Raw genomic sequence first — 16411 nt, 5'->3', positions numbered from 1 at the left:
CAAAAACCTGTCGGGTTTACTAAAACAACGATTAGATTTAAATAGCATAATTTATAAAAATTTCAAACCCAAGATTTTCAAATCCGGGTTTAATAACCACAATTTTTTTAAATGAAAAACCTCGTTTTACAAATCGCTTTTCTTTTGTCGGTCAATTTGATGTTGTCGCAGCAAAAGCAATATCCTTTTCAGGATCCTAAATTAGATACTGAAAAGCGTATTGATAATTTGTTGTCATTGATGACACTCGATGAAAAAGTTCAGGCTTTGAGCACAAATCCATCGATAAAAAGATTAGGCGTTACAGGAACAGGTCACGTAGAAGGTTTGCACGGTTTGGCACTTGGCGGACCGGGCGAATGGGGAGGAAAAAATAAAGAGCCATTAAGAACGACTACTTTTCCTCAGGCTTATGGATTGGGAGAAACGTGGGATGTTGATTTACTTCAAAAAGTGGCGCAAGTCGAAGGTTATGAAGCGCGATATGCTTTTCAAAAATACCATCGTGGCGGATTAGTAGTTCGAGCTCCAAATGCAGATATTGCAAGAGATCCGCGTTGGGGTCGTACCGAAGAAAGTTATGGAGAAGATGCTTTTTTTAACGGAACAATGACCGTTGCCTTTGTAAAAGGATTGCAAGGAAATAATCCAAAATATTGGCAAACGGCTTCGTTAATGAAACATTTTCTGGCCAACAGCAATGAAGATGGCAGAACCTATACTTCATCTGATTTTGATGAAAGGCTTTGGCGTGAATATTATGCTTTGCCTTTTCAAATGGGCGTTGTTGATGGAGGATCCCGTGCTTATATGGCAGCTTACAATAAAGTAAACGGAATTCCGGCAATGGTACACCCAATGCTCAAAAATATTACTCAAAAAGAATGGGGACAAAACGGAATCATTTGCACAGATGGAGGCGCATTCAAATTATTACTTTCAGATCATAAATATTATGCTGATAAATATCTCGGAGCTGCAGCAGCCATAAAAGCAGGAATTAATCAGTTTTTAGATGAATATACAGAAGCAATTTATGGTGCACTTTCGCATGGATATTTAAAAGAAAAAGATATTGATACTGTTATTCGCGGAGATTATAGAGTCATGATTCAACTCGGAATGTTGGATGGTTCAGATGAAAATCCGTATGCAAAAATCGGAACCGGAAAAGACACAATCGATCCTTGGAAAACAGAAGCACATAAAAAAATCGCTATAGAAGCAACACAAAAATCCATTGTTTTGCTTAAAAACGATTCTAATTTTTTGCCTTTACAAAAAGATAAATTAAAAACTATTGCCATAATAGGAAATCGTGCAGATGAAGTGCTTCTGGATTGGTACAGCGGAACTCCTCCGTATACAATTACACCTTTGCAAGGAATAAAAAATAAACTAGGCAATAATGTCGAAATACTTTATGCCAAAAATAATATAGATGGTAAAGCAGCTGAAATAGCCAAAAAAGCAGATGCAGTTATTGTCATCGTCGGAAATCATCCGGTTTGTAATGCAGGCTGGGCAAATTGTCCCGTACCAAGTGAAGGTAAAGAAGCTGTAGATCGTCAATCGCTGACTTTAGAACAGGAAGATTTAATCAAAATAGTCTATCAGGCCAATCCTAAAACAGTTTTAGCATTAATAAGCAGTTTTCCATATGCCATAAACTGGACACAAGAAAACGTGCCGACAATCGTACACATGACACAAAATAGTCAGGAAACCGGAACCGCTTTGGCTGATGTTTTATTTGGAGATTATAATCCGGCCGGACGCTTAACACAAACCTGGGTTAGGGATATTACTGATTTGCCGGATTTATTAGATTACAACATTCGAAACGGAAGAACGTACATGTATTTTAAAGGCAAACCTTTATATGCTTTTGGTCATGGTTTAAGTTATACAACTTTCAAATACAATTCCATTGAAACAAATTCAGAAAGCATTTCTAAAAATGGAGAAGTAAAAGTTACAATTTCAGTTACCAATACAGGAACCAAAGACGGAGATGAGGTAATTCAGTTGTATGTAAAACAATTGCAGTCAAAAGTAGAACGCCCTGAAAAAGAATTAAAAGCATTTCAGCGCGTTTTCTTTAAAGCGGGAGAAACTAAAAATGTTTCTTTGGTTTTGAAAGCCAAAGATTTAGAATATTGGAACACACAAAAACAACAATTTGAATTAGAAAACAATACAATTGAAATTCAAATAGGAAGTGCTTCGGATAAAATTCTGCTGAACAAAAAAATAACAGTGAAATAATTTACAATGAAAAAAAATCTAGCGATACTCTTTATTTTGCTTTCTCTAATCAACGTTCCGTTGTTTGGACAAAATGCTGCTGAAAACAGAATTATAAAAATCGATTACAACAAAACTACAGGTCAATTAAACACCATGTTCAAAGAATGTATTGGTGCCGGAAGAGCAAACGAAGGTTTACGTGCCGACTGGCAGCAGCAATTGGCAATGACTAAAAAAGAATGCGATTTTAAATACATCAGAATGCACGGCTTATTGTCTGATGATATGGCGGTTTACAGAGAAGATTCAAAAGGAAATCCAGAATACAATTATCAATATATTGATGCTTTGTATGATTTTCTTTTAAGCATTAAAGTAAAGCCTTTTGTAGAATTAGGTTTTATGCCTAATGCTTTGGCAAGTGGAAAAGAAACTATTTTTTGGTGGAAAGGAAATGTAACACCTCCAAAAGATTATAAAAAATGGGAAGATTTAATTCGAAACCTAACCCAACATTTCAAAGAACGTTACGGAGACGAAGAAGTAAAAACCTGGTATTTTGAAGTTTGGAATGAACCAAATTTATCTCCGGGTTTCTGGACAGGAACACAGGCAGAATATTTCAAATTATACGAATATGCAGCGCGAGGCATTAAAAGTGTAAATCCGGCGTACAAAGTAGGCGGTCCGGCAACGGCAGGCGCAGGCTGGGTTCCGGAAACAATCGATTTTTGTGCTAAAAATAATGTGCCTTTAGATTTTATTTCAACGCATACTTACGGCGTAAAACAAGGATATTTAGACGAATTCGGAACTTCGGGAACGGTTTTAAACAAAGAAGATTCCAGCATAAGCGGTGAAGTAATTACGTCTCGTGAGCAAATTTCAAATTCGGCTAAGCCAAAATTAGAATTACATTATACAGAATGGAGTAGTTCATACACACCATCAGATCCAATTCATGACAGTTATCATTCGGCGGCGTATATTCTTCAGAAATTAAAACAAGTTGGAAATGCTGCGAACTCAATGTCGTATTGGGTTTTTACCGATATTTTTGAAGAAGCCGGACCAAGATTTACCCCATTTCACGGAGGTTTCGGATTATTGAATACGCAGGGAATTAAAAAACCGGCTTATTTCTCGTATTCCTTTTTAAATAAATTGGGCGAAACAGAACTTCAGAATAAAGACAGATCTTCCTGGGCGACAAAAAATGAAAAAGGGGATGTTCAATTATTGGTTTGGGATTTTACCAACACACATCCGGGCGATAAAGTTTGGAACCAAACCTATTATGTTCAGGATTTACCATCGAAACCAAAAGGAACTTTAAAAATTGAAGTAGAAGGTTTAAAAAAAGGAAAATACAATTTAGAAATCTACAAAGTAGGCTATAAATCAAATGACGCTTACGCGGATTATCTGGCCATGGGAAAACCAAGTCAGTTAACACGCGATCAGGTAAATACAATCAAACAAAAAAACAATGGCACTTTGTGGGGAAGTGAAAAAGTAAACATTGACGCAAAAGGAACTTTTAGCAAAGATTTGAAAATCAATGAGAATGATGTTTTCTTATTGAATTTTGTAAAGCTTTAATTTTCAAAATAAACTATCTAAAAAACTAAAATTTATTAAGCATGAAAAACAAAATTTTATACCTGTCAGCAGCATTGGCTTTTGCAGTATTTACATCTTGTAAGAGTGATGTAAAAACCACAGATTCTGAAACAGCAGAAAAAGAATACAAGGGAAAAGAAATTGGATCTGAGTTTGATGCAGAAATCGACAAGTTGGTTTCTCAAATGACATTAGAGGAAAAAATAGGAATGTTACATGGAAATAGCATGTTTACTTCTGGCGGTGTAAAACGTTTGGGGATTCCAGAATTAAAAATGGCTGATGGACCACTTGGTGTTCGTGAAGAAATTTCGCGTGACAATTGGGCTCCGGCAGGTTTAACAAATGATTTTGCAACGTATTATCCAGCTGGTGGCGGACTTGCTGCAACGTGGAATGCTGATATGGCATATACTTTCGGGAATAGTCTTGGGCAGGAAATGCGCGCAAGAGATAAAGATATGTTGCTTTCGCCAGCCATAAATATCGTAAGAACACCGCTTGGAGGAAGAACATACGAATATATGTCTGAAGACCCGTTTTTGAACAAAAAAATTGCAGTGCCATTAATTGTTGGTTTACAAGACAATGATGTTATGGCTTGCGTAAAACATTATGCAGCAAACAATCAGGAAACAAATCGTGATTTTGTAGATGTTCAAATTGATGAACGTACACTTCGTGAAATTTATTTACCGGCTTTTGAAGCTTCGATAAAAGAAGCGCACGCGTATAGTGTAATGGGCGCTTATAATAAATTTAGAGGCGAATATTTATGTGAAAACGATTATATGCTGAATAAAATTCTTCGTGACGAATGGGGATTTAAAGGCGTTGTAGTTTCAGACTGGGCTGCGGTGCATTCAACAGTAAAATCTTTAGAAAGTGGTTTAGATATTGAAATGGGAACTCCAAAACCATTCAACGAATTTTTCCTTGCCGATAAATTAATCGCTGCTGCCAAAAACAAAGAAATTTCAGAAGCAGAATTGGACAAACACGTAAAAAGAATTTTACGCACTTTGTTTCAGGTAAAAGCAATGGGCGGAAAAGACCGTGCAAAAGGAAGTATTGCTACAGAAGCACATTATCAGGACGCTTATAAAATTGCTGCAGAAGCGGTAGTTTTATTGAAGAATGACAACAATGCTTTACCGTTAAAACTGGACGGAGTTAAATCTATCGCAGTAATTGGAAACAATGCAACGAAGAAAAACGCGCTTGGCGGATTTGGCGCAGGTGTAAAAACCAAAAGAGAAGTTACACCGCTTGAAGGTTTAAAAAACAGATTACCATCTTCAGTAAAAATCAATTATGCTGAAGGATATTTAGAGCGTTACGAAGAAAAAAACAAAGGAAACTTAGGAAATATTACATCAAATGGTCCGGTAACAATCGATCAGTTAGATCCTGCAAAAGTTCAGGAAGCGGTTGAAGCGGCTAAAAAATCGGATGTGGCGATTATTTTTGCGGGTTCAAACCGTGATTACGAAACAGAAGCTTCTGACAGAAGAAATTTAAAATTACCTTTTGGACAAGAAGAATTAATTCAAAAAGTAATCGCTGCAAACCCAAGAACGATTGTTGTTTTTGTTGCCGGAGCGCCTTTTGAGATTGAAAATATCAGTAAAAAAAGTTCAGCTGTAGTATGGACATGGTTTAATGGTTCAGAAGGAGGAAATGCTTTGGCAGATGTACTTTTAGGAAAAGTAAATCCGTCTGGAAAATTACCTTGGACAATGCCTAAAAATATTATGGATTCTCCAGCGCACGCTACAAACAGTTTCCCTGGAGGAAAAACAGTAAATTATGCAGAAGGAATTTTGGTAGGATACCGTTGGTTTGATACTAAAAATATTGCGCCATTATTTCCTTTCGGATACGGATTGTCGTACACGACTTTTGGTTTTGAAAATGCAAAAACAGACAAAACCGATTATGCACAAGACGAAACAATTACAGTTTCTGTTGATGTAAAAAACACCGGAAAAGTTGACGGAAAAGAAGTTGTTCAGTTGTATTCTTCAAAATCAGATTCAAAAATTACACGTGCTGCACAGGAATTGAAAGGTTTCCAAAAAACATTGGTAAAATCGGGAAGTTCAGAAACAGTTACAATTAAAGTTCCTGTAAAAGAATTGGCTTACTATGATGTAACTGCCAAAAAATGGACAGTTGAACCAGGAAAATATACTTTGAAATTAGGAAATTCTTCAAGAGACATCAAAAAAGAAGTTGTTGTAACAATTAAATAAAGCTTAAAAAATTAATGCTCTTTGATTTTATTGAAGAGCATTTTTTAATAAATAAAAAATGAAGTTGCCTGAATAAAACTTATAACTAACTATTAAACCAAATCAAATGAAAAACACTGTAAAAGGTTATCTGTTAAGCACCGCATTATGTTTTTCTTTTTTAAGTCTTTGGGCTTGCAGTTCAGATAAAGAAGAAACAAAACAAGAACAAAAAATTGTAGTTGCGGGCTTATATCCAAGTTACAATACAAACCCAATCCCTGCAGATGCAAGCGGAATGTCAAGTACAGCCGTGCAATTAGCAGCCAAAATAAAATTAGGCTGGAACATCGGCAACACGCTTGAAGCAACCGGAGGAGAAACCGCGTGGGGAAATCCTAAAGTAACCAAAGCACTTATCGACGCCGTTAAGGCAAACGGTTTTAATGCAATTCGAATTCCGTGTTCGTGGAACCAGTATTTAGAAAATTCGGCTACAGCCAAAATCAAAGCAGACTGGCTAAACCGAGTAAAAGAAGTCGTGCAATATTGCGTAGATAACGATATGTATGTTGTTGTAAACATTCACTGGGACGGTGGATGGTTGGAAAACAATATTACCGAAGCCAAAAAAGTAGAAAACAATGCCAAACAAAAAGCTTTTTGGGAACAAATTGCAACACATTTACGTGGTTTTGATGAGCATGTACTTTTTGCAAGTGCCAATGAACCAGCTGTAGAAGATGCAGCACAAATGGCTGTTTTAACATCATATCACCAAACTTTTATTGATGCCGTTCGTTCTACCGGAGGAAAAAATGCCAATCGTGTTTTAGTAATTCAGGGACCAACAACAGATATCGAAAAAACAAATAAACTAATGCTGACATTGCCAACAGATAAAGTGGCAAACAAAATGATGGTAGAAGTACATTACTATTCGCCATGGAATTTTGCCGGTTTAACCAAAGACGAAACCTGGGGAAAAATGTTTTATTATTGGGGAGCAAATTTTCATTCAGCAGCAGATACAGAACGAAATGCAAGTTGGGGAGAAGAAGCAGATTTAGAGAAAAACTTTAAACTAATGAAAACCCAATTTGTAGATAAAGGAATTCCTGTTTTGTTAGGAGAATTTGGCGCCATTCGCAGAACGACTTTAACCGGCGATGCCTTAACTTTACATTTGGCTTCAAGAGCTTATTATTTAAAAACGGTGGTAAAAACAGCAAAAGCAAACGGATTATTACCTTTTTATTGGGATGAAGGAAGTATGGGAAATAATGGTTTCGGAATCTTTAAAAGAAGCGATAATAGCGTTTTTGATACTCAGGCTTTAACCGCTCTGAAGGAAGGATTACAGTAAAAAAATTAAATTCACCATATAAGTGATATAAGTAAACATAAGTCATACTTAATAAAAAGCTTATATTTACTTATATCACTTATATGGTTTAAAAATAACACGATGAAAAAATATAAAGTTTTTATCTTTTTGATATTCAGTATAATGGCAAACGCAAATGTGCGAATGCCATTGTTGTTTTCTGACGGAATGGTGTTGCAGCGCAACAAAGAAATCCCGGTTTGGGGTTGGGCAGAAGCCAATGAAAAAGTGGAAGTTCGTTTTAACAAACAAACCAAAACCATTCAGGCCGATAAAGATGGAAAATGGAAGATTAAACTGTCTGCTGAAAAAGCGGGAGGACCTTTTGAATTAATCATTACAGGAAAAAATAAAATCGTAATCAAAGATGTTTTGGTTGGCGAAGTGTGGATTTGCAGCGGACAATCGAACATGGAATTTCAGATGTACAAAGTCATGAACGCTGAAAAAGAAATGACCGATTCTAATTATCCAATGATTCGCCATTTTGGAGTTGCGCAAGATTTAAGCGGAACTCCAAAAGAAGATCTAAAACAAGGAAAATGGCTGGTTGCCAACAAAGAAAATATTCGTGATTTTACAGCGGCAGGTTTCTTTTTTGCCAAAAAACTATATGCTGAATTAAAAATCCCAATCGGAATTATAAATACATCGTGGGGTGGAACCAATGTAGAAACCTGGACAAGCCACGAAGCGTTTCAAAAAAGTGACGAATTCAAAACCATGATTGCAGATGTTCCTCAGGTAGATATGGACGCCGTTTTTGCCGTTTACAAAAAATCAGTTTTAGAAAATTTAAAAAAGATTCAGGGTTTTGATGTTTCCATGGAAAATGAAAACCAATTTAAGGACTTCAAATTTGAAGATAAAAACTGGCCCGAAATAAAAGTACCCTCTTTATGGGAAAACCAACAAATTGGCAATATCGATGGAATTGTCTGGATGAGAAAAACAATTACGTTAACTGCCGAACAGGCGAAAAATGAAGCCGTTTTACATCTTTCAAAAGTAGATGACGAAGATATTACCTATGTAAACGGCGTTGAAGTTGGAACCAATAAAATTTGGGAAGCTTTAAGAGTTTATAAAATTCCAGCCGGAGTTTTAAAAGAAGGAAAAAATGTAATCGCAGTTCGCATTGCAGATTATTCAGGTGGCGGCGGAATTTATGGCGATCCGGCCGATTTAAAAATTCAGTTTAAAGACAGCAATATTCCACTTGAAGGACTTTGGAAATTCAATGTCATTCAGGTAAAAATTGCTATTTCGCCAAACAGTTATCCATCGTTATTGTACAATGCAATGGTAAATCCGTTAGTTCCGTATGCGTTTCAGGGCGTTTTATGGTATCAGGGCGAAGCCAATGTTTGGCGCGCAAAACAATACAAAAAAGCATTCCCGTTAATGATTCAGGATTGGAGAACAAAGTGGAAACAAGGCGATTTTCCTTTTTATTTCGTACAATTATCGACTTTCAACGAATTCAACGGAAACAGCAAAGTCGGCAGCCGTTGGGCAGAACTTCGCGAAGCACAATCCGAAACTTTAAAAGTACCCAATACAGGAATGGTCGTAACTACAGATATTGGTAACGCAAAAGACATTCATCCCACAAACAAACAAGATGTCGGATTACGTTTGGCCGCCATTGCATTAAACAATGTTTACGGCAAAAAACAAATCTATAGCGGACCAACTTTTAAATCTCAGCAAATAAAAGGCAATCAAATTATTCTGACTTTCGATAACATAGGTTCAGGATTAATAGCTTCAGATAATTCAGAAAACGTAAAAGGCTTCGAAATCGCGAGTGCCGACAAAGTTTTTCATTCCGCGAAAGCGAGAATAAAAGGCAACACGATTATAGTTTCAAGCGACGACGTAAAAAATCCCGTTGCAGTTCATTACGGTTGGGCAGACGACGATACGGAAATCAATCTTTTCAACAAAGAAAAATTCCCTGCATCGCCTTTCAGAACCGATAATTGGGAAATGATTACAGCAAACGAAATATATAAGGTTAGTAAATAATATTTTGGTGTGACATTTGGGCGTGACCGTATTTACAAAAGGCGCTATTTAACAAACCGCTTATGTGCGCCTTTCGCAAATACGGTCGGGCTATCCGTGCTACTTCGGTAGCTAACTCCTATCCCTCACGCGCGAAACCGTTAAACGAGATATTTACCTATTTATAAGCTAAGAAATCGAATAATTCAGAAAATTGGATAGATTTGAATATCCATATTGTTAAGACGGATTGAAATCCGTCCCTACAAAATAATCCGAGCCGAAGGCTCTCTCAAAAGTTCCGGAGGAACGACCTATATTGTAGCAACGTCCCGAAGCTTCGGGATTAATCCGTTGATAAGAATGAGCATGATAACAAAGTTCCGTAGGAACGGCATATATTTAAACGAAATTCAAAATCAAAAAAAGAATACATGAAATCAAGCCTCATAAAAACATTCTTCATTTTACTATTCGCCTCTTTCAGCATAAACATGACCGCACAATCCAAACATGTTTTATGGTACAATCAACCCGCAGAATTCTTTGAAGAAAGCTTGGTTTTAGGAAACGGAAAAATGGGAGCAACCGTTTTTGGCGGCGCAAATGCAGATAAAATTTATTTGAACGACGCCACACTTTGGTCTGGTGAACCCGTAAATGCCAATATGAATCCGGAAGCGTACAAAAATATTCCGGCAATTCGTGAAGCTTTAAAAAACGAAAACTACAAATTGGCAGAGGAATTAAACAAAAAAATTCAGGGTAAAAACTCTGAATCTTTTGCGCCTTTGGGAACATTAGAAATTAATAATTCTGAAAAAGGAAAAGCTGTCAATTACCATCGTGAACTTGATATTTCGAATGCAATATCAAAAGTAAGTTACGAAATGGCCGGTGTAAAATATACGCGTGAATATTTTGTTTCTGCTCCGGATCAAATTATGATCATCAAATTGACAAGCGATCACAAAGGCACTTTAAATTTTGATATTAATTTAAAGAGTTTATTAAAATCAAATGTCGAAGTGCGAAATAATATTCTGGTAATGACAGGTTCTGCACCTATTCACGAAAATGCAGGATATACAGTTTTGCCAAAATATCTGGATATACAAGAAAGAGGAACAAAATTTACCACTTTAGTCCAAATTAAAAAAACAGACGGAAAAATTACAAATTCAAGAGAATCTTTAAGCTTAAGAGATGCGACAGAAGCCATTATTTATGTTTCTGTTGCAACAAGTTTTAATGGTTTTGACAAAAATCCCGCAAGCGAAGGTTTAGACGATATAGCAATTGCAGTGCAAAATATGAATAAGGCATTTGCAAAATCATTCGATAAATTAAAAGAATCGCACACAGCTGATTATCAAAAATTCTACAATCGCGTTGATTTAAATTTAGGAAAAACAACCGCTCCGGATCTACCAACAGACGAACGTTTATTACGCTACGCCGACGGAAAAGAAGATAAAAACCTTGAAATTCTCTATTTCAATTACGGACGCTATTTATTGATAAGCAGTTCCAGAACTCTGGGTGTTCCGGCAAATTTACAAGGAATTTGGAATCCTCATTTAAACCCGCCGTGGAGCAGTAATTATACGATGAACATTAATCTGGAAGAAAATTACTGGCTTGCCGAAAACGCCAATCTTTCAGAAATGCATTTGCCGCTTTTAAGTTTTATAAAAAACCTTTCGATAACCGGAAAAGTGACGGCCAAAACTTTTTATGGCGTAAACAAAGGCTGGGCTGCAGCACACAATTCGGACATATGGGCAATGACAAATCCCGTTGGACAATTCGGAAAAGAAGATCCAATGTGGGCTTGCTGGCCAATGGCGGGCGCATGGCTCAGTACACACGTTTGGGAACATTATGTTTTTACACAAGATAAAAATTACCTGAAAACAGAAGGATATCCGTTGATGAAAGGCGCTGCTGAATTTCTTTTGGGATGGATGATAACCGATAAAAACGGGAATTTAATTACGTCACCATCCACTTCACCCGAAAACCAATACATTGCACCCGATGGTTTTGTTGGTGCAACGATGTACGGCGGAACGGCAGATTTGGCCATGATTAAAGAATGTTTTGGGAAAACGATAAAAGCCTCGAAAGTTCTAAATATTGATGCTGATTTCAGACTAAAATTAGAAACGGCGCTTTCAAAATTATATCCGTATCAAATTGGCAAAAAAGGAAATTTGCAGGAATGGTATTTTGACTGGGAAGATAAAGATCCTAAACATCGACATCAATCGCAGTTATTCGGACTTTTTCCCGGCGATCATATTACACCGGAGAAAACGCCTGATTTAGCCGAAGCTTCGAGAAAAACTTTAGAGATAAAAGGCGATGAAACCACTGGCTGGTCAAAAGGATGGAGAATCAATCTTTGGGCAAGGCTTTGGGATGGAAACCGTGCTTATAAAATGTTTAGGGAATTATTGAGATACGTAGATCCCGACGGAAAGAAAACAGCAACTCCACGAAGAGGCGGAGGAACGTATCCGAATTTATTCGACGCGCATCCTCCATTTCAAATTGATGGGAATTTTGGTGGCGCTGCAGCCGTTGCAGAAATGCTGGTTCAGTCAAACGAAAACGAAATCCGATTATTACCCGCTTTGCCGGATGCCTGGGAAACCGGATCTGTAAAAGGGATTTGTGCCCGTGGAGGTTTTGAAATCGTAATGGAATGGGAAAATAAAATTTTAAAGAAAGTTACTGTTTCTTCTAAAATTGGAGGAAAAACAAACTTAATCAGCGGGGATAAAAAACAAAACGTCACTTTGAAAAAAGGGGAAAGTTTAGAAATAAACTGGTAGAAAGTTCTAAGCATAATCTTTATCAAACCCGACAGGTTTTAAAAACCTGTCGGGTTTACTATATTCGGGTTTGCTTTTAAATATTAAGCAAAACAACTGATTTACATTACAATAAGTTCTTAAAATTTTGTCACAAAGTTATTTTCATTAACTTTGATTAAAATATTATGATTATGACTTACAATCCAACAACAGTCGCCAATTATTTCATAGATAAATATTCCAAAACAGGAGATCTTACGCCAATGAAAATAATTAAGCTAACTTATATTGCTTATGGATGGTATTTGGCCTTAACAGATAAAAAAGAAAGATTGCTGGACGAAAGTCCTATTGCCTGGGATTTTGGGCCTGTTTTTCCATCTTTGTATTACAGCATCAAGCAATACAAGAAAGAAAAAATAACAGAGAAAATTCCGAATGCCTTAAAAGACGAAAAAATAACTAGCGAAGACGAGAAATTTTTAGATAAAATATGGGAAGTCTACGGAAGATTTGACGGTATTTATTTAAGTGCATTAACCCACAACGACGGTACGCCGTGGCGAAAAGTTTACCGCAAAGATTCTAATGCTGTTATTTCTGATGATGATATTTTTGAACATTATAAAACTAAGTTAAAACCAATTTAAGCTTATATGTCCTCCCTAAATCTTAACCAAATTTCAATTGCAAATAGTTCTTCATTAACCCCTGAAGACCTTAGCAAAGCGCGCCTGCAAAATCAGATTCTTGAAGACAGATTGGGAAGCGCCAAAGTAGGTCGTTTTTTAGAAGACACCAGACTTAGAAGGCATTTAACCTATATTTTTGCCTTCATTATTTTTCTCTGGCTAGCGGCTGTAGTGTCTATTTTATATTTCAATGATAATTTACTGCATCTGAATCTTTCAGAAAATGTATTGATTACTTTATTGACAACTTCGTCTGTAAATGTAATTGGAATGATGTTGATTATTCTGAAAAATTTATTTCCGAAACATCTTAATGAAGAAGAATAAGAGAACAGCTTCTTTATGAATTATTCTTCTTTTTCAGTTTCTTTTTCCTTTTCTGTTTCAGATGTTTTCTTAACATGGTTTTCTTTAAATTCCTCGTACCATTTTTCGATAGAAGGATAAACAAAACCCGCTACTTTTTTAATGGGATTATAAAAGATAGATTTGTCTAAAGTTTCTTGTTTGGCAAAAGTGTTGTCGAAATTTATTTTCTCAAACAGTGCAATTACAATACTTACGATCAGGATTGTTTTCAGGATTCTGAAAAATCCGCCGCCCAATTTATTCAACCAGCCTAATTGTGCAAAATCTGCAATTCCCGTTAAGGCTTTGGCCAATAAGTAAACACCAATTACAACCAGAATAAATGTTAGCAGAAAAGCTGTAACCTGAATCGTATTTGGATTCCAGGAAACATGTTTTGAGATCATTTCTGTCATAAAAGAAGAAAATTTAATCGCTAAATAGATCCCGAGCAATAAAGAAATAAAAGAAGCAATTTCTACAAAAAGCCCATTTTTAATTCCTTTGTATAAACTGTAAGCTAAAAGCACACCCAAAATCATATCTAAAACACTCATATTTTCTGTCGTTTTATTGAGGCGCAAATATAAAAGAATTATCTAGTTTTTAAGGTGCAGAGGTTCAGAGATGCAAAGGCGCAGAGGTTTTTTTTATAGTCCACAGATTATACGGATTTAACAGATTGACACAGATTAAAAAAGGTGTGGCTGAAAATATACTTTAAGAATAAAAAAACCTGTGTAAACCAGTTAAATCCGTATAATCCGTGGGTAATTTCTCTATACAATAAGGCAAACCGTTAATTTTAGGTCTTTGGATTTGAAGTCCGTATCTTTGCAAATCTATTTTAGAGTTCAGATTGCAGATTTTAGATTTTTAAGTCAGCAATCTAAAATCTAAAATCTAAAATCACAAATATATATGTCAAGAGATACACAATTAAAAGAGCGTTGGGAAAAGCTCGTCGATATACTTTCAAATCAATTTTCGCAAGGCGAAGATTTAGATTTAGATGCCATTATTTACCTAATCGGAGTTCAGGAATTTGGAAAGATTCATAGAGAATTCAAAAAAGATGAAAAATTAAACTTAATGCACATCGCTATTTGCCGATTATTAGAGCCTTACGGATTTTATGAATTCGAATATTTTGATGAAGACGGATGGCCACATTATAAAGTAAAAGAAGAATTACCACCGCTAAAAGCAGGCGAACAATCGGTTTTAATGAAAGAAGCGATTGTAAGTTATTTTTTAGAAAGAGAATTTATTGAATAGTTTTTAGTTTACAGTATTCAGTCTGTGACTAACACTTAAAAAGAAAGAAATGTGTAGATATGCAATGACCTCTTATAAGCCTCATTATGCTTGTTTTGATTGTCGAAAAACATTTAAAAGAAGACTTTTTAAAGACATAAAAACAGGCAAACAATCAGATCTGGAAGTAAAGTGTCCGGATTGTGGAGGGTTTATGGCTAATATGGGACTTGATTTTGAATCTCCAAAAAAAGATGATGTAAAAAAATGGGAACATATGAAAAGCTTATATTCTGTTGGAATCGCTTTTCATTCTTGTGGCTGCAATGGTCCGGGATATATTCCTAATTCAAAAGAAAAATTGATAGAATATTTTGAAGATTTAAAAGTAAATTATCTTAAAAATATTGATTTTTGGAGAACCAGAACAGAACCCACTACAAAAGCGGAACGTGATAAAGATAACCAAAGAAACTGGGGAAAGTTAAATACTATTTCATCAAATTTTAAAAAAGAGGTTGTTAAAAATCAGGAGGGAATAGATTTTTGGCTGGGCAGAGTCAGGGAAATCGAAAGCAAAATAAGTTTAATAAAATAGTTATAAATGAATATCGTAACCCGCGAAGGGAAACTTTAAATTTTAGACTTTAAACTTGAAACAAATTATGTAAATTTGTATTCTCAATTATTGAAGGAAAATGATAGACAAGATAAAACAGCATATAGAGGAAGCAAAAGCCTTTAATGATAAAAATAAAGAATCTTTAGAGCAGTTCCGAATTAAATATTTAGGTAGTAAAGGGTTATTAAAAGAACTTTTTACAGAGTTTAAAAATATTCCAAACGACCAGAAAAAAGATTTCGGACAAGTAATAAATACTTTAAAATCCGTAGCTGAAGAAAAAGTAAGAGTTATTCAGGAAGAGCTTGAAAGCAAGCAAGAAGTAAAAGGTGTTTTTGGAGATTTGTCAAGATCATCAGAGCCTGTTATTATTGGTTCACGTCATCCTATTTCTATCGTAAAAAACCAAATTATAGATATTTTTGCCAACATTGGCTTCAACGTTTCCGAAGGTCCGGAAATCGAAGACGACTGGCATAACTTTACGGCGTTGAACTTACCGGAATATCATCCGGCGCGTGATATGCAGGATACATTTTTCATTCAGACAAATCCTGATGTGTTGTTGCGTACGCATACATCATCTGTTCAGGTGCGTTATATGGAAAATCACAAACCGCCAATTCGTACTATTTCTCCGGGACGTGTATTTCGTAACGAAGCAATTTCGTCACGTTCGCACTGTATTTTCCATCAAGTGGAAGGATTATACATTGACAAAGACGTATCGTTTGCAGATTTGAAACAAACATTGCTTTATTTCACCAAAGAAATGTTCGGAAAATCAAAAATCCGTTTACGTCCGTCATACTTTCCATTTACGGAACCAAGTGCCGAAATTGATATCTATTGGGGACTAAAAACAGAAACTGATTACCGTATTACAAAAGGAACAGGCTGGTTAGAAATTGGTGGCTGTGGAATGGTTGACCCGAATGTTCTTAAAAATTGCGACATCAATCCGGATGAATTTAACGGTTTTGCTTTCGGAATGGGAGTAGAACGTATTGCAATGTTATTATACCAAATTGGTGATATTCGTATGTTTTATGAAAACGATGTTCGTTTCTTAGAGCAATTCAAAGCCAATATTTAATTTTAGATATTAGATTGTAGATTTCAGATTAATTCTGAAGATATAATTCTCATTAATACAATAAACCTTT

Annotated in this window: 12 protein-coding genes; 11 read left to right on the top strand and 1 reads right to left on the bottom strand. The window is 35.8% G+C overall.

Annotation, left to right across the window (positions count from 1 at the left end; all coding sequences use genetic code 11):
• Positions 1-111: 111 nt before the first annotated feature.
• The 8 genes from AC4FQ3_RS10450 to AC4FQ3_RS10415 all read left to right on the top strand — a co-directional run bounded on the left by AC4FQ3_RS10450 (position 112) and on the right by AC4FQ3_RS10415 (position 13345).
• The gene (locus tag AC4FQ3_RS10450; RefSeq protein WP_491181808.1) at positions 112-2268 is read left to right on the top strand and encodes a glycoside hydrolase family 3 C-terminal domain-containing protein; all 2157 of its coding nucleotides are present in this window, start codon (positions 112-114) and stop codon (positions 2266-2268) included.
• A gap of 6 nt (positions 2269-2274) precedes the next feature.
• Positions 2275-3852 carry a GH39 family glycosyl hydrolase gene (locus tag AC4FQ3_RS10445; RefSeq protein WP_491181807.1) on the top strand — a complete coding sequence of 526 codons (1578 nt, stop codon included), beginning with the start codon at positions 2275-2277 and terminating at the stop codon, positions 3850-3852.
• Between the two features lie 41 nt (positions 3853-3893).
• Entirely contained in the window at positions 3894-6128 is a 2235-nt protein-coding gene (locus AC4FQ3_RS10440; protein WP_491181806.1) for a glycoside hydrolase family 3 C-terminal domain-containing protein, read from the top strand.
• Positions 6129-6234: 106 nt separating this feature from the next.
• A complete protein-coding gene (locus AC4FQ3_RS10435) occupies positions 6235-7473 on the top strand; it encodes a glycoside hydrolase family 5 protein (RefSeq protein ID WP_491181805.1) in 1239 nt (412 codons plus the stop codon).
• A 102-nt stretch (positions 7474-7575) separates the two neighbouring features.
• Complete coding sequence (locus tag AC4FQ3_RS10430; RefSeq protein ID WP_491181804.1) at positions 7576-9525, top strand: sialate O-acetylesterase; 1950 nt, start codon at positions 7576-7578, stop codon at positions 9523-9525.
• Positions 9526-9938: 413 nt separating this feature from the next.
• Positions 9939-12344, top strand: coding sequence for a glycoside hydrolase family 95 protein (locus AC4FQ3_RS10425; RefSeq protein ID WP_491181803.1), 2406 nt, complete (start codon positions 9939-9941; stop codon positions 12342-12344).
• 173 nt (positions 12345-12517) lie between these two features.
• Positions 12518-12976, top strand: coding sequence for a Panacea domain-containing protein (locus AC4FQ3_RS10420; protein WP_042562974.1), 459 nt, complete (start codon positions 12518-12520; stop codon positions 12974-12976).
• 6 nt (positions 12977-12982) lie between these two features.
• Entirely contained in the window at positions 12983-13345 is a 363-nt protein-coding gene (locus AC4FQ3_RS10415) for a hypothetical protein (protein WP_073397421.1), read from the top strand.
• Between the two features lie 20 nt (positions 13346-13365).
• Here the strand turns inward: AC4FQ3_RS10415 and AC4FQ3_RS10410 are convergent, their stop codons facing one another.
• Entirely contained in the window at positions 13366-13923 is a 558-nt protein-coding gene (locus AC4FQ3_RS10410) for a CvpA family protein (RefSeq protein ID WP_491181802.1), read from the bottom strand.
• 364 nt (positions 13924-14287) lie between these two features.
• Here AC4FQ3_RS10410 and AC4FQ3_RS10405 point away from each other — a divergent pair, with 364 nt between their 5' ends.
• The 3 genes from AC4FQ3_RS10405 (at position 14288) to AC4FQ3_RS10395 (ending at position 16341) form a co-directional block, all read left to right on the top strand.
• On the top strand, positions 14288-14644 hold the full coding sequence (locus tag AC4FQ3_RS10405; protein WP_491181801.1) for a hypothetical protein: 357 nt from the start codon (positions 14288-14290) through the stop codon (positions 14642-14644).
• 49 nt (positions 14645-14693) lie between these two features.
• Positions 14694-15221 (top strand): hypothetical protein, encoded by a 528-nt coding sequence (locus AC4FQ3_RS10400; protein WP_042562936.1) that lies wholly within the window; start codon positions 14694-14696, stop codon positions 15219-15221.
• Between the two features lie 100 nt (positions 15222-15321).
• Entirely contained in the window at positions 15322-16341 is a 1020-nt protein-coding gene (locus AC4FQ3_RS10395) for a phenylalanine--tRNA ligase subunit alpha (RefSeq protein WP_042562935.1), read from the top strand.
• Positions 16342-16411 lie beyond the last annotated feature (70 nt).

Source organism: Flavobacterium sp. AK-345 (assembly GCF_058310175.1).
Note: the sequence above shows the minus strand (reverse complement) of the source record. Positions and strands in the feature narration are given on the sequence as shown.

What these genes read in the sequence shown, in the direction of transcription:
- AC4FQ3_RS10425 (WP_491181803.1), top strand. Translation starts at nt 9,939, where the DNA reads ATGAAATCAAGCCTCATAAAAACATTCTTCATTTTACTATTCGCCTCT.
- AC4FQ3_RS10415 (WP_073397421.1), top strand. Translation starts at nt 12,983, where the DNA reads ATGTCCTCCCTAAATCTTAACCAAATTTCAATTGCAAATAGTTCTTCA.
- AC4FQ3_RS10420 (WP_042562974.1), top strand. Translation starts at nt 12,518, where the DNA reads ATGACTTACAATCCAACAACAGTCGCCAATTATTTCATAGATAAATAT.
- AC4FQ3_RS10405 (WP_491181801.1), top strand. Translation starts at nt 14,288, where the DNA reads ATGTCAAGAGATACACAATTAAAAGAGCGTTGGGAAAAGCTCGTCGAT.
- AC4FQ3_RS10395 (WP_042562935.1), top strand. Translation starts at nt 15,322, where the DNA reads ATGATAGACAAGATAAAACAGCATATAGAGGAAGCAAAAGCCTTTAAT.
- AC4FQ3_RS10410 (WP_491181802.1), bottom strand. Translation starts at nt 13,923, where the DNA reads ATGAGTGTTTTAGATATGATTTTGGGTGTGCTTTTAGCTTACAGTTTA.
- AC4FQ3_RS10400 (WP_042562936.1), top strand. Translation starts at nt 14,694, where the DNA reads ATGTGTAGATATGCAATGACCTCTTATAAGCCTCATTATGCTTGTTTT.
- AC4FQ3_RS10430 (WP_491181804.1), top strand. Translation starts at nt 7,576, where the DNA reads ATGAAAAAATATAAAGTTTTTATCTTTTTGATATTCAGTATAATGGCA.
- AC4FQ3_RS10440 (WP_491181806.1), top strand. Translation starts at nt 3,894, where the DNA reads ATGAAAAACAAAATTTTATACCTGTCAGCAGCATTGGCTTTTGCAGTA.
- AC4FQ3_RS10445 (WP_491181807.1), top strand. Translation starts at nt 2,275, where the DNA reads ATGAAAAAAAATCTAGCGATACTCTTTATTTTGCTTTCTCTAATCAAC.
- AC4FQ3_RS10450 (WP_491181808.1), top strand. Translation starts at nt 112, where the DNA reads ATGAAAAACCTCGTTTTACAAATCGCTTTTCTTTTGTCGGTCAATTTG.
- AC4FQ3_RS10435 (WP_491181805.1), top strand. Translation starts at nt 6,235, where the DNA reads ATGAAAAACACTGTAAAAGGTTATCTGTTAAGCACCGCATTATGTTTT.